Genomic DNA, 14,800 nt, shown 5'->3' with positions numbered 1-14,800 from the left:
AAATAAGTTTCAAGAGATGCCAAGTAGTGGAGGGGACGAAATCGATTCTGAAGAAACGTAGTGTTCACCTTTATCTCCGGATTTTCCCTTAGAAAAGGGGATCAAAAAATCTGGAGATAACAGTGATCGTAAGAACGATTCGTAACCGTAACGGCCAAGTTGCATAACAGCGATCTTATTTTTAACATGAGACTTTATTTATTCATAGAAGGGATTGACTTTTGTGAGCGAACAGGAAGAAATGAAGTTTGGATGGTTTTTGCCTACAGCAGGGGATGGTAAGTATGTGGGAGTTGCCCCGGAGCGGGAGCCAAGTCTGGATTATCTGGTTGATGTGGCACAGACGGCGGAGAAGGCAGGATTCGAATTTGTACTGATTCCGACAGGGGGAGCCTGTCTGGACGCGTGGGTTGTCGGCTCGGCAGTAATGAGTCACACGAAGACATTGCGTCCCCTTGTCGCCATTCGCCCGGGATTGGTTACACCCGTACTCGCTGCACGCATGGGAGCCGCACTGGATCAGCTATCGGGTGGTCGCGCCATGATCAATGTGGTGACAGGCAGTTCTGTTCGAGATCTGGAGGAACTCGGCGATCCACTGGCACATGCGCATGATGAACGGTATGTACGGGCGAGCGAGTATATGGAAGTGATGAAGCGTTCATGGACTCAATCGACAGGATTGAATCTGACGGAGTTTGCCGGAAGTGGTTCAAAATCTGGTGCAGACGCACCCAGCGATCCCAATCCTGAATTCAACGGTCAGTATTACAACTTCAAAGGACCGGTAGGCATGCCGGAGACGGTGCAAAATCCGCATCCACCATTTTATCTGGGAGGAAGTTCACCAATTGCCAAGAAGGTCGCTGTTAAACATGCGGATACGTTCCTCATGTGGGGCGAGCCTCATGATTGGATTCAAGAGCAGATTGAAGAGATTGAGGTCATCCGACAGCAGGTGAAAGAGGAAACCGGACAAGATCGTCAACTCCGTTACGGCATGCGTGCTCAGGTACTCATTCGGGATACCGAAGAAGAAGCATGGGCAGCAGCTTGGGAGATTATTAGTAAAGTACCACCAGAAGCGATTGAGAAAGCCAAAGCCGCTTTTGCCGAGACGGATGCAACCAACCAACGCAGACAAAACGAGTTACGGGAACTGTCCGAGAAGCAGCAGTTTGTCGTAGGTCCCAACCTGTGGACAGGCTTGTCCGTTGTGCGTTCCGGTGGTGCGATCCTTATTGTGGGTACAGCCGAACAGGTGGCAGAGCGTTTGATGGAGTATGGAGATCTCGGCGTTACAACCTTCATTTTATCCGGTTATCCGCATCTGGAAGAGGCAGAAATCTTCGGACGGACCGTGATGCCGATCATTCGCGAGAAATGGAAAACAAGACAGAAGCAGCACTCAGTTACTACTAACTAAGTTACTACCAACTCTAAGTAAGTGCCCCTTTTTTTACACTTTAACGGAGAGGGCAGAACCGATCTGAAGAAGCGGAGCGCTCGCCTTTATCCCCGGATTTTAACCATTGAGAAAAATGATTCAAAAAATCCGGGGATAACAGCGATCGGAAGATGGTACTGCACTCGGAGTGCCCCGTGTAAAAACTTTCGTGCAACTTACATTAATCATCCTCAGGAGGTCACCTTTTCATGAAAAAAAATAAAAAATTGATCCTACCGCTCGTCAGTATGCTGGTCATGTCCATCCTGCTGTCAGCTTGCGGCGGTGGGGATAATGCGTCATCTGGAGAGAACGGCTCCTCTGGTTCAGGCAAAGTGACCCTCAGCTTCATGCACTGGCGTGGAGAAGATTCCGAAGCACTCAACAAGACTATTGACGCATTTGAAAAAGAAAACCCGAACATCAACGTTGAGATGCAGACACTGCCCTCCGATCAATACCAATCCACCGTTCAATCCAAAATCAGTGACGGTTCGGTAGGGGATGTATTTGCATCCTTCCCGGGTGCACAGTTCGAAGCTTTCACCAAAGCCGACCTGTTCACGGACCTGACCGGATCATCGTTTCTGTCGGCCTACAATTCAAAGCTGATTGAATCAGGACAGCACGATGGCAAGCAATATGCGATCCCGTATCAACTCGTATATAACGATCCCATCTATAACGTAAAACTGTTTGAACAATACGGCCTGACGCCACCAACCGATTGGGAAGGCTTTCTGGCCCTTTGCCAGAAGCTGAAAGACAATGGGATCATTCCGATTGCCTTCGCTGGAGCGGACATTGGCCCAGGGCAATTCATGAACACGATGGTGATGAACAATGCACCGAGTGACGACATTTTTACCAAAGTAGAAGCGGGCGAAGCCAAACTGACAGATGAGTTTTGGGTGAAAACATTGACTCAAATCAAGGAACTGAACGATAAAGGTTACTTCCAGCAGGATGCACTGGGTACCAAAGATCCTGCGGCGGGCGCGCTGTTTATTCAAGAGAAAGCAGCGATGCTGGCAAGTGGATCGTATCAGTTGGCTCAGAACAAGCAGCAGAATCCGAACCTGGAGCAAAAACTGCTTGCACCGATTACGGTAAGTGCCGATCAAGCGAAGTATGAAGGAGTGCATACGACCACATTCATGCTCGCCGTGAACAGCAAATCAAAACATCCGGAAGAAGCGAAGAAGTTCCTCGAATTCCTTAGCAATCCCGATGTAGCGAGTGACTATGCCAACCAAACGGGACAGAATGTAACGGTGAATGATGTGAAGTACGATACGCCTGAGCTTCAGGTAGCCGGAGAATGGGCGAGCAAAAAGACCGTGTTCCAGCCACGGTTCACCATCCTGAATGGAGATAATCAAAAAGCCGTAACCAACTCCATCCAGGCTGTACTAAGCGGCACTTCTCCAGAAGAAGCAGCACAGCAGGCACAAGCGATCATTGATCAGCATATCGGGAAATAAACGATGAAAAACCGTCTTCAGCTATCCCTGTTTCTGATCCCTGGGTTGCTGCTGTACGTTGGATTGTTTGTATTTCCTACATTGACGGGGCTGTTCTACTCCTTTACGGATTGGGATGGGGTATCCCCGTCGTATGCATTTGTAGGGCTGGATAATTACAAGGACAGTCTCAGCAGCATCGTATTCCGCAAAGCCTTTGGTAACAACGTGGAGTTCATGTTAACGGTTGTTATTGCACAAACCTTTATTTCACTTGTCCTGGCTCTGCTCTTGGTACGTAATACCAAGACACGCATTGTGCTTCGGGCATTGTATTTCCTGCCTGCGATTCTGTCCTCCGTATCGGTTGGACTGATCTGGGCATTTATGTATGATCCATCCATTGGATTGATCAACTATGGACTGAATGAAGCCGGGATGAGCAGCATCGCTCGTAACTGGATTGGTGATCCCAAGATCGCCATCTATTCCATCGCTGCGGTGCAGGTCTGGGCCCATGCTGGGCAGATGATGATTGTATTCATCGCAGGTCTGCAAGGCATCCCGGCAGAACTGTATGAAGCGGCTCGCATGGATGGCGGTAGCAAATGGCAGGTATTCCGTACCGTGACCTGGCCACTGCTGGCACCTTCGGCAACGATTGTTGTGGCCTATACGACGATTCAGTCGTTCAAGGCATTTGACCTTATTTTCACAATGACGGACGGAGGGCCGAACTACGCAACTGAAATTTTAACAACATATATCTATCATACCGCCTTTGGCAGCTATTCATTTGGTCTGGCTTCTGCCGGTTCCATGATCTTCCTGGTGTTGCTCGCGCTCTTGACGCTGTTGCAGTTCAAGGCACTGCGTGCCGACCGGGTAAGTTATTGAGGTTGATGTTGGAGCATTCATCCTGTAATCGAGGCAGAAGGGAGTTCACATGTTTTTAAAATGGTTCAATCGCCTGATCTTATTGGTGTACGCGCTGCTGATTCTGGTGCCGCTTTACTTTGTATTTGTATCCTCGTTCAAAACAAGCAGCAACTTCTTCACCAGTCCATTCAGCTGGCCGGACCCGTTTACGTGGGATAACATCACCGGCATGTTCCGCAATCAGCCGATGTGGCAATATTTCGGAAACAGTCTGGTCGTGACGCTTGGTACGGTTGCCATTGAGTTAGTGCTGAGCAGCATGATTGCTTACGCCATTGTCCGCTGGGGCGGCAGTGTAGGCAAAATCGTGTTTGCTCTGTTCGTAGCAGGGCTGATCGTTCCTTCCCAAGTGAGTATGCTGCCGATCTATTCTCTCACGCGTACACTCGGGTGGTCGGACAGTCTCACGGGATTGATTGTCGTATCCGCAGCTGTGCTGATGCCTGTCTCTGTATTTATGCTGACAGGTTTCATGCGCATGCTCAATTCGGAGAATTCTGGAAGCGGGCAGTATGGATGGGGCCAGCGAGTGGAGACTCTATACGCGGATTGCACTGCCACTGGCTGCACCTTCGCTGGCGGCAACGGCTACGTTCCTGCTCGTCATGGTATGGAATGACTTGCTTATTCCGATGCTGATGCTCAGCAGTAAGTCCAAGCTCACTTTACCGCTCGCGCTTATGCAGTTCCGCGGGGAATATGTGACGAACTATCCGATGATGCTTACGGGTGTGCTGGTAACGGCCATTCCGATGATCGTGCTGTTCCTTCTACTCCAGCGTTACTTTGTAGCAGGTCTGACAGCGGGTTCACTCAAGGGGTGAGGTATCGCAGAAATCGGAAGGAAAAGCTTATTTTGCATTGATTTCTGGAGCATTCTGCATAATAATGATTTAGTGTCAGAATGACTACATAGAGATCAAGGGAGCTATAAGTGATGAGCAAACTGGAAGTATTGCGGAATCCCAAGCAGCGCAAGCTGCTGTTCAGTGCCGGCATGAGCTGGCTGTTTGATGCGATGGAAGTTGGCATGATCTCCTTTATCGTGGCTGCACTCGCCAAGGAATGGAGTCTCAGTCCGGGACAAGTCGGCGTGCTTACGAGTATTAACTCCATCGGTATGGCGCTAGGTGCTTTGCTTGCAGGTGCACTTGCGGACCGATTTGGACGGAAGGCCATACTGATGTGGACCTTGTTAATCTTTACGATTGCAAGCGGTCTGTCTGCATTGGCGACTGGATTTGCGGTATTGTGTGCACTGCGTCTGGTTGCGGGTATTGGACTTGGCGGAGAGCTGCCCGTGGCATCCACACTGGTATCGGAGTCGATGCCTACAGCGGAACGTGGACGTGCCGTTGTATTATTGGAAAGTTTCTGGGCAGGGGGCTGGATTGTATCGGCGCTCATTGCCAACTTTGTCATCCCGGAGTACGGATGGAGAATTGCTTTTGCCATTGGTGCACTTCCGGCGTTCTACGCATTATATCTGCGACGTGCCATTCAGGACCCGCCGCGGTACAAGAATCATACCAAGCTTCATAAAATCACGTTCCGCGAGAAAGTGGCTACCGTCTGGTCAGCACCACATCGCCGTACAACGTTGATGCTCTGGATTTTGTGGTTTACCGTCATTTTCTCTTATTATGGAATGTTCCTGTGGTTGCCTTCGGTTGTGATGGCAAAAGGATTTACGTTGGTTAAAAGCTTCCAATACGTGCTGATCATGACGATCGCACAGTTGCCAGGTTACTTCACCGCGGCGTACTTCATTGAACGTTACGGGCGCAAGTTCGTACTGGTTGTGTACCTTACCTTGACTGCATTCAGTGCGATTGCGTTTGGATTGGCTACAACGGAAGCCACGATCCTGACCGCGGGAATCTGTCTTTCCTTCTTCAATCTGGGAGCCTGGGGTGGTCTGTACGCCTACAGCCCGGAATTGTATCCGACTTCCGTTCGTTCGACAGGTGTTGGACTTGCCACATCGGTTGGCCGGATCGGTGGGGTACTTGCACCATTAATGGTCGGTATGCTGGTTCAACGTGAGGTTGCGATCAGCCTGATTTTCACGATTTTCTTCGTGACAATCCTCATTGGCGCAGCGGCTGTACTGTTCTGGGGCCGGGAAACGAAGGGTCAGGAACTGGCCGAGTAATTGTCAATAAATACAACGCAACTTTTGTACAGGTCTGCCAGCCTACGAAAATGCCGGGTTGGACAAGCGGTGTAAGGTTGATAGAAGAAGGGGTATGACCATGGTGTGACCATGGGCTCATGCCTCTTTTTGTTATGTTCAGCGTCGTTTTTTCACTGCGTCATCGGTCCGATAGACTTCATTTTTTCTATATCCTATAATGACACTCGGGATGTCCAACCGTGAGGATTCAGGAGGAAGATGTGGGATCTGGATTCAGAAAAGTGGAGGTTAATGGAATGATGAAGAACAATATTGGAATGGATCAACCGAATGAAATCAATGAAAAGAATATGATAAGTGAATTAGATAGCGTGAGTGAGATGACAGAGATGAAGGTGGTAAGCAATGTGAACAGTACTGAACGGACTACAGTTGATAGCACGAATCAGGGGCGGGATCTATTAATGTTTGCTGACAGCATGGAACCTATCACTGTCAGTCGGAAAGTCACTCATGGGAATGGGAACACGGCTGGCAAAAGAGCAGGGCGGGTCAGCATGCTTCTCGGTGCCTGCGCGTTGACTCTGGGATTAACCGTGGCAGCTCCTTCAGCGGGAGCACAGAAGTTGGAACAGGGCGTTCGCAGCGAGCATGTACTGCAATTGCAGGAGCAATTAAGCGATCTGGGGTACTTTGACGCCGGAATGACTGGATATTACGGTACCATCACCAAAGGTGCTGTCCGCAAGTTCCAACAGGCCCAGGGGTTGAGTGCAGACGGTGTTGCAGGTCCGGTGACGCTGAATAGGCTAAACAAAAAGGCTAAAGCCGAAGGTGAGACGTTACGCCAGTTGGCGAAGCTGATCCATGGTGAAGCGCGCGGAGAATCTTTTGAAGGGCAAGTCGCTGTCGGAGCGGTTGTGTTGAATCGGGTACATTCGAGTGAATTCCCGTCATCTATTTCGAAGGTTATTTTCCAGAAAGGGCAATTCACGGCTATAGATGATGGGCAGTTTAATACCAAGCCAACCCAGACCTCTTACAGGGCTGCTCGCAAGGCTTTGAATGGCGCTGATCCGACGAACGGAGCGCTCTATTATTACAATCCGAAGATTGCCACTTCGGTGTGGAGTAAGAGCAGGCCGACGTTGCTGACCATTGGGCAGCATGATTTTACGAGATAAGATAGTTTGAGTTATGTAGTTTAATATTTGAGATAATAATGATAAACCTCGGCTGTGCGCTGCTGTATATGCAGACGTGCTACCGGGGGTTGTTTAATGTTTTGTTTATGCAGTGAGGATTGTGCATAGAACCATTTTAGAAGAATAACAATGAAATGTATCGGAGTAACAGATCGAACAGATTCTACAGGCTGGATCGCTTGTGTTAGAATATAGGAATTATGGAAGTTGGAGGATTGCAGTGGGAATACATAATGAGTTAAGTCAAATTAGAGTTGAAAACCAATCAACTACTAAACAAAAAGTTTTTTCAATTGTATGTGCGATAACGATCGGATTGATTTTAGGTTTAGCGGCAAAGCTTGTGGATGCTCAGGGGGTTCACCCCATATTTGACGATATCGGTGGGCGTCTAGGTATTTGGATTTTTGTTGCCACACTCATATCAGTTTTTAGTTATTCTCCTAAACTAGCAGCAGTTAAGGTATTCTTCTTTTTTTTGTCGCTGTTAACCGTTTATTACCTATACACCGTGTTTTTCCTACATTTCTTTCCAAGGAGAGAAATTGTTTTTTGGGGGATGTGTGCAGTAGTATCTCCGATGTGTGCTTATGTGATGTGGTATGCACGTGGCAATGGATGGGTATCTAGTTTAGTTGTATCCCTTCCAATCACAGCTCTACTGTCCGAAGGGTATCAATTGCGCGACGCTTACTTGCCCGAGCATACTCATTACTATTTGATCCCAATACTTATGGGAATATATCTAATCATGGTCATTATTTTATTATTTATTGTTCCTACGAAAAGACTTAAATTTTTGATTATACTACCAATATCTATAATATTGTCTTTCATCATGATATATTTTGATGTTCTAGGGCGATTATTCGGTGGCTTGAACGGAGTGTTATAGATCACTTTGGCAGATTGTCATACAAATGCGACAGTCTTTTTTACAATAGTATATTTGCTTGTGTCAAAGTCTGGTTCGTCCTGTGTTGCAATAACAGGATTAACATTTGAAATCCATAATAAAGGGGATTTATATGAAAAGAGTATCGTTTTTTCTGCTTTTTCTTCTTCTATTGACAGCATCCGCTTGTTCAAACAAAGTCACTTCATATACAGGAGAGAGTGAGAATTGGCGTGTCTCATTTACAGTTCAAAGTAATAGCGATGTAGCAAGCTATGAATATGAAATTAGGTACTTAGGAGATAATCCTTCATTAATCGAAAAAATTAAAACCAAATTCATGAGCGAAAATATTCATTCTACAAGAGAAGTTCCTTTTAATACTGTGATCAGAGGAAAAGCTGAAGGGATTTCCCCATTTTTGGATGAGGATGAATTTATAGTTCAGATTGATTGGGAAGGAAACTCGGAAAAGATAGTGGTTACCAAATGATGGTGATAATAAGTGGGAATCTTAATAGATTACAAACTACAGGCTAAAGTGAGGTGAATAAAATGAAATTCTTAAAGGGATTATTGATTGTAATCACATTAATAGTGATAGCTTCAGTCACATGGTATGGCTCCTATAAGAATGATATGAAGGATCTTGAAGATGGTTTAAGAACGTATTTAATCGTTGAAAAGGGTGTGGATGAACATGATATCATTAGCATCACTGCTCGTCGCAGTAAAATGCCACAGTATCCTGTAGTCGTCATATTGAAGGACAATCCACAGGAAGTTGTATACACCCAGAGAGAAACGAAATGGGTACAATTATGGCCTGATCCATAATAGCCAGATGAATTATTGATCACTTTCTTGAATATGAATAACATGGTACTGGACGCCCATTCACCCACCTTTCTCTTCTCTACTTTACCTAATAGTACTTCAAGCTCTAAACATCCTTGAAACCTAATACGAATTTACAAAGTATATATAAAAGAGGATATAATTAGTTACCATTTATAAATTTGTACTCGGTTACATCCATAGAGGGGAGGACGGATATGCCATTTATTGGGGGAATCATTTTAATTTTTATCCTAGCATTTATTCTATGGTCATTAATGTTCCCGTTATTCAATAAAATAGGTAGTAGAATTTTGAAGAAATACAATAAATTCAAACAAGAGGAGAATGGTGATGAAAAATTCAAAGACGTTTAGGGTAGGAGCAATTACGGTGGCATTGGCTATTATTGTGGGAGCACTACTGGTGACCTTCTTTGTCACACGAATTCCTAATGGATATGTCGGTGTTGTCTATTCACCCAATGGAGGCGTAAAAGATAGTACACTGAGTCAAGGGTGGAAACTCGTTGGAGCGTTTGATAAAGTGACGAAATATCCGATCCGAATTCAAACGGTGGAATACAGAGATATTCAGATTGCTACTTCTGACGGGAAAAACATCACAATCGATTTTGCTTACAACTACCAAGTAGAACCAAGTAAAGTATCTTCTATCTTTAATACATTTGGGCCAATTAGCATTCAAGAAATTGAGGATACATATCTCAAAACACGTTTCCGTGACGCAGCTCGTAAGGGGATTTCCAAGTTTACAGTCATTGATGTGTATGGTGAAAAGTCATCCGAAGCAGGAGTAGACGTGCAACAACGTTTTTCTGATGATGTTAAAGAGTTAGGCTTCATTGTATCCAACGTTACTGTAGGTGTTCCTCAACCTGACGCTAAGACTCAGGAAGCAATCGATAAGCGTGTTGAAGCTTCTCAAGAACTGGAACGTAAAACGACTGAACTTGAGATCGCCAAAAAAGAAGCAGAGCGCAAGCGCGTGGAAGCGCAAGGTAATGCAGACAAACTTTTGATCGAAGCAGAAGGTCAAGCTAAAGCAAATAAAGAACTTCAACAATCATTATCGAGTCAACTCGTTGAATATGAAACTATCAAGAAATGGGATGGAGCCCTTCCATATGTAAGTGGATCAAATACGCCAATGATTCAATTGCCGACTACAAAAACAGAGCAAAATAGCAGCGCGGGGAGCGTATCTCCCTAATAGCGGTTTGAAATGCGAGCCTTGCTTTCTCACCAATTGAATGTGTTGAATTCGAATGAACAAGCCGGTCCAATCGTGGGCTGACTTGTTCATTTTTGAGTCTTTTCAAAGGTACCATGAGGGATTTAGTTAAGCCTTGGCATTGGATTCGCCTGTCCAATCCTGTACAATGGATAACGACAAAAACAACGTAGATTAAGGATGGATCAGCACGATGAGAATTATTATATCACCAGCTAAAAAGATGAAGATTGATACCGATCTTATGGCTATCGCGCAGATGCCGCAGTTTATAAACGAGTCAGAACAGCTATTGAGTCTGCTTAAAGAGTTATCCTATGACGAACTCAAAGCGATGTGGAAGTGTAACGATGCAATCGCCGAACAGAACGTGGAGCGGATTCAGAATATGAATATAAAAGCAAATCTGACACCAGCAATCTATGCCTATGAGGGCATTCAGTATCAGTATATGGCTCCAGGTGTTTTTCAAAATGAGGAACTGGCGTATCTTCAGCAGCATTTACGCATATTATCCGGTTTTTATGGCATGTTGCGGCCTCTGGATGGGGTAACTCCTTATCGGTTGGAGATGCAGGGCAAGCTGCAAGGTCCAGGCTTCAAAACGCTCTATCAATTCTGGGGTAGCAAACTCGCAGATCAGCTTCAATCAGAAAGCAACTACATCCTAAATCTGGCTTCCAAAGAGTATAGCAAAAATATTTTACCTTTTCTGAGTGAGGAAACCCGGTTCATTACTTGTGTATTCGGACAAATGGTCAATGGGAAGCTTGTTGAAAAGGCAACCTGGGCCAAGATGGCCAGAGGTGAAATGGTACGTTATATGGCAGAGCATAAGATTACAGATGTGAAGGGCGTAAGGAACTTTGATCGGTTGAACTTCGCTTTTTCAGAAGAACGATCCGACGAGAGTACGTATGTATTCATACAAGCAGAGGGAAAGTAGCCTGCTGTGCACTGATCATGTACCAGAATGATACTATTTGATTCACTTAAAAGTCGCCAATTGGCGGCTTTTTTTATTCTTCAGATAATAACTCTAAGTCCTAATCTAAATAGGAAAGATTAACTCAGTTGAAATAGCATTTGAACTGCATCTAATCTATTATTCTATTTTGTATCAGGATAATGAAAGGTTGTATTTTAAATTGTTATCTGAGATATAAAAGGAAAAAAGTCCCTGAATTTAGGGGCTAATTTACTATGTCCTAAAATAAGGAAAATGACGATAATGATTTATTAGGCTCCATTTATACATCTGTTGAGGGAGGAAATGGAGAAAAAACATAAAGGAGGAATATGAATTCCATGAGTTTAAGAAAAGGTTTTATTGTTTTTCTGATGGCTTTGTTGTTGATTGGAACCATGTATCCGACTAGCGGTTATGCGCTTTCGGATCAATCGGATGCCATAATAATAAGTGAAAGTAGCGCGGAGAATGTTGATGTTTCTATGGAGGAATCAGCTTTAACAGATGGCGAGAATCTAGATGTTATTGATCCGGATGTCTACGAAGAACCAGAAGGTGTAGATGAAGTTATCGAAGAAGCAGAAGATGAACCGACGGTAACTGATGATACATACGGGGAAAACTCTTTCTCTCCTCAAGCTATGGCTATGGCAGACGGAACTTTGACCATGAGTCCCGGAGATTCCTATACGTTCACGAATAACGGAAGTGCCGCAAGATCGTTAAGTACCAATGCGGCGACTTCAAGAAGCAGTGCATACGATTACGTTATTTATAGACCAGATGGCAGCATCATGAGCGAAAACATGAATTCTATTAGCAGTTTGTCAGTAGGATCAGGCTATACAGCTGTGATCACCTCAACGGGTCAGAATCCGTTTACAGTGACAATCCGTTCAGAATTTTCTTACAGTGTATCAGCTAACCCAGCCATGCTTAGGGTTACGTTATCCAAAGGAGAGAGCTATCGATACTTTAATGAAGGGACACAGTCAAGAGTTCTAAGTGCCGATACTTCCACAGCTCAGGACAGGAAGATAGATTACGCTTCATACAAAGAAGATGGTAGTCTTGTAGCTTCCAATTTCGAAACGACTGGGAAACCTTCACTTGCGGGAGGGAACGAAATCATTATTACTGGAGCGGGCTCACAGCCTGTTAGTGTTGGTTTTCCCTATGAAGTCTATACCGGTGAATGGAGCGATGAGCCAGCCTATACGCGTACAACGCTATATCAGGGAGATAGCTACCAGTTCACTAATATCAGTTCCAAATCCGATGCACTCCAAACGGATGGAACGACCAAAGATAAGCATGATTACGTTGTTTATCTTCCGGATGGAACGGAAAGTTCTACAGGGACGAATACGACCACTAAACCTACTGTAGCAGCAGGAAGAACCGCCGTTGTAACTTTGGTTACAGCAACGCCTGTAACATATGGTGTACCCTATCGGACATTTGATGTCCAAAAAGCCGGTGGCGATGCAATTACTCGAATCACTGTATATCCTGGAGAATCTATGATTTTCAGTAATAATGGTTCGTTGGCCAATCCGATAAAAAACAATGCCAGCAGTACCAATGGAGCCCTTTTTGACTATGTTCTTTATACAGCAGAAAACGTCGTTCATTCGGATGGATTCAACAAAAATACTAATCCGATCATTCGCTCACAGGGGTACGCAGTCGTGACCGTAGTTGGGCAAGTCCCAATTGAGTTTAGTTATACGGATGATTTCTCGGTTGAAGAAAGCATGGAACCTGCGTACCATCGCGTAACACTCAAACAGGGAGAAAGCGTGACATTCTGGAATAACAGTACCGATCGGGAATATCTCGACAGTGATGCGTCCACCAGTCAAGGGCGAATATTTGATTACGTCACCTATTATCCGGATGGAACAGAACGGAGTACAAGAAAAGCCACAGCGGTTGAACCAGTTGTTTACTATGGAAATAAAGCAGTAATCACAGGCGTATCTGCGGAGCCTGTAACCATAGGTGCGATTTACACCATTTTTGATGTAGAGGATAGACCAAATGAAGCACTAAGTAAGATTACCGTATCACCGGGTCAATCGGTCAAATTCCATAATGGAGGCTCACTCAGCAACCCAATACGGAGTAATGCCAAAAAAATAGGTGCACTGTTTGATATTGTCGTGTATAAGGCAGACGGCAGAGCGCATAGTGACAAATTCAATAGCAATGTAAGTCTCGCTACCATTCCTTCTGGTGGTGAAGCCATCGTTACTGTAGGGGGAAGTACACCTGTATTATTTGAATACACGGATGATTTCTCTGTCGTGGACAGCCAGGAACCAGCTTATCTGCGCGTTACGTTGAACAAGGGCGAGAGCTATGCCTTCACCAACATAAGCTCAGATGCGAAAAGGGTCCGAAATGATGCTTCCAGCAGCGCGGGACGGGTGTATGATTACACGATTTACAACGTAGATGGAACAGTGTCAAGCAGTAGAACAGCAACAGCGATCGAGGCGTATGTCTTGGGTGGTAAAAAAGTTGTTGTTACCAACATCTCGGATCAACCCATAACGTATGGTGGGATTTACCGCGTTTTCCGTGGACAAGATGATCAAGTCCCTTCACCAGAATCGGAAATCACTGTTAACCAAGGGCAGAGCGCAGTATTTACAAATCCGGGTTCGGAACCTGCTCAAATTGAACGAATCGCAGGAGTAGCATCCGTTGTGGATTATACAGTCTACGATAAATCTAATAAAGCATTGTATTTCGTGGAAGGTATGAGTCATGCAACATGGGATATTCCAGCAGGTGCAACGCTTGTTGTTACCGTAGTATCTACGGAACCTGTAACGATTAAATATCATTCTCCTGTGACAGCCAGCTCAAGTCAGGAGCCTGCACTTATCAAGCGGAATTTGACGCCAAATAACACGCTCTTGTTCTCGAATACCTCACCTTATGAGGCTATACTCGTTGGTTCTCCTTCTGAAGGAGGAACCTATGATTACGTTATTCGGAATCAGAATCAAGTAGTTATTAAGGAAGGAAAGAACGCTACAGGAGGACAATTTGTACCTGGAAAGTCTGATATTCAGGTGCATAACGTGTCAGCTCAAACGCTGAAATTTGTAGGTGCTTATCGGCACTTTACGGTCAAGGAAGTGGAAGTGGAGTTTCTGACTTTGTATGAAAACACAGAGACGGCGCTTCCGAAAGTTCAGCAAGGGAATGTATACTACCGTTTTAGTCCGTATAGCTCTGACAAGTATCGGATTGCCATAAAGGAATCAGGTGATTTTTCTATTGAACCTCGGATCGAATTGTATTCAGATAAGGAATTGAGCATGCCGGTAGCTGCTTCAATAGAGCAAGAACAGGTATATGGTGAGCAATATACCGTTCTTGAATGGGAGCTTGAAGGTGGACAGAATTATTATCTCAAGCTAAGTGAAAAGGATGGAAAACCGATTCAGGGAGCCATAAAAGCAGCATGGATGGACATTCGTAATGACAATAGCTATGAGTACGGCTATGGCAATCAATTGCTTAAAGTCGTTCTATTTACAGGAGATCAAATTGTGTTTGAGTATGATCGCAACGGTAATTTAACGAAACGAACGAAAAAGATTTTCCCATTTAATTAATGATTGTCTAAATCTAGG

At 44.9% G+C, this 14,800-nt stretch carries 14 protein-coding genes; all 14 read left to right on the top strand.

The genetic code is table 11. The annotated features are described in order from the left end of the window. Positions 1 to 241 precede the first annotated feature (241 nt). The 14 genes from AC6CIF_RS05480 to AC6CIF_RS05415 all read left to right on the top strand — a co-directional run bounded on the left by AC6CIF_RS05480 (position 242) and on the right by AC6CIF_RS05415 (position 14,782). Complete coding sequence (locus tag AC6CIF_RS05480) at positions 242 to 1,426, top strand: LLM class flavin-dependent oxidoreductase (protein WP_498198718.1); 1,185 nt, start codon at positions 242 to 244, stop codon at positions 1,424 to 1,426. Between the two features lie 230 nt (positions 1,427 to 1,656). Next, positions 1,657 to 2,931: an ABC transporter substrate-binding protein gene (locus AC6CIF_RS05475; protein ID WP_498198415.1), complete on the top strand. Its 1,275-nt coding sequence runs from the start codon at positions 1,657 to 1,659 to the stop codon at positions 2,929 to 2,931. A gap of 3 nt (positions 2,932 to 2,934) precedes the next feature. Further along, positions 2,935 to 3,807, top strand: a complete 873-nt coding sequence (locus AC6CIF_RS05470; protein ID WP_017687487.1) for a carbohydrate ABC transporter permease — start codon at positions 2,935 to 2,937, stop codon at positions 3,805 to 3,807. A gap of 49 nt (positions 3,808 to 3,856) precedes the next feature. Continuing rightward, on the top strand, positions 3,857 to 4,468 hold the full coding sequence (locus AC6CIF_RS05465; RefSeq protein ID WP_498198413.1) for a carbohydrate ABC transporter permease: 612 nt from the start codon (positions 3,857 to 3,859) through the stop codon (positions 4,466 to 4,468). Beyond that, positions 4,362 to 4,673 (top strand): carbohydrate ABC transporter permease, encoded by a 312-nt coding sequence (locus AC6CIF_RS05460; protein ID WP_498198412.1) that lies wholly within the window; start codon positions 4,362 to 4,364, stop codon positions 4,671 to 4,673. Before AC6CIF_RS05465 ends, AC6CIF_RS05460 begins: the two co-directional genes overlap by 107 nt. A 113-nt stretch (positions 4,674 to 4,786) precedes the next feature. Beyond that, positions 4,787 to 6,004, top strand: a complete 1,218-nt coding sequence (locus AC6CIF_RS05455; protein ID WP_036614537.1) for an MFS transporter — start codon at positions 4,787 to 4,789, stop codon at positions 6,002 to 6,004. Positions 6,005 to 6,282: 278 nt separating this feature from the next. Next, entirely contained in the window at positions 6,283 to 7,170 is an 888-nt protein-coding gene (locus tag AC6CIF_RS05450) for a cell wall hydrolase (RefSeq protein ID WP_498198410.1), read from the top strand. A 241-nt stretch (positions 7,171 to 7,411) separates the two neighbouring features. Continuing rightward, positions 7,412 to 8,086 (top strand): hypothetical protein, encoded by a 675-nt coding sequence (locus AC6CIF_RS05445; protein WP_498198409.1) that lies wholly within the window; start codon positions 7,412 to 7,414, stop codon positions 8,084 to 8,086. Between the two features lie 133 nt (positions 8,087 to 8,219). Next, positions 8,220 to 8,579 carry a hypothetical protein gene (locus tag AC6CIF_RS05440; protein ID WP_498198407.1) on the top strand — a complete coding sequence of 120 codons (360 nt, stop codon included), beginning with the start codon at positions 8,220 to 8,222 and terminating at the stop codon, positions 8,577 to 8,579. Between the two features lie 62 nt (positions 8,580 to 8,641). Continuing rightward, complete coding sequence (locus tag AC6CIF_RS05435) at positions 8,642 to 8,923, top strand: hypothetical protein (protein ID WP_498198406.1); 282 nt, start codon at positions 8,642 to 8,644, stop codon at positions 8,921 to 8,923. 218 nt (positions 8,924 to 9,141) lie between these two features. Next, positions 9,142 to 9,300, top strand: a complete 159-nt coding sequence (locus tag AC6CIF_RS05430; protein ID WP_165789856.1) for a DUF8570 family protein — start codon at positions 9,142 to 9,144, stop codon at positions 9,298 to 9,300. Next, positions 9,278 to 10,156 carry a prohibitin family protein gene (locus tag AC6CIF_RS05425; protein ID WP_498198404.1) on the top strand — a complete coding sequence of 293 codons (879 nt, stop codon included), beginning with the start codon at positions 9,278 to 9,280 and terminating at the stop codon, positions 10,154 to 10,156. The genes AC6CIF_RS05430 and AC6CIF_RS05425 overlap by 23 nt, the downstream gene beginning before the upstream one ends. Positions 10,157 to 10,370: 214 nt before the next feature. After that, on the top strand, positions 10,371 to 11,123 hold the full coding sequence (yaaA, locus tag AC6CIF_RS05420; protein ID WP_498198402.1) for a peroxide stress protein YaaA: 753 nt from the start codon (positions 10,371 to 10,373) through the stop codon (positions 11,121 to 11,123). Positions 11,124 to 11,485: 362 nt separating this feature from the next. Further along, entirely contained in the window at positions 11,486 to 14,782 is a 3,297-nt protein-coding gene (locus AC6CIF_RS05415) for an RHS repeat domain-containing protein (RefSeq protein WP_498198400.1), read from the top strand. Positions 14,783 to 14,800: the final 18 nt, after the last annotated feature.

It is taken from the genome of Paenibacillus sp. GQ49, from assembly GCF_059759055.1.
Note: the sequence above shows the minus strand (reverse complement) of the source record. Positions and strands in the feature narration are given on the sequence as shown.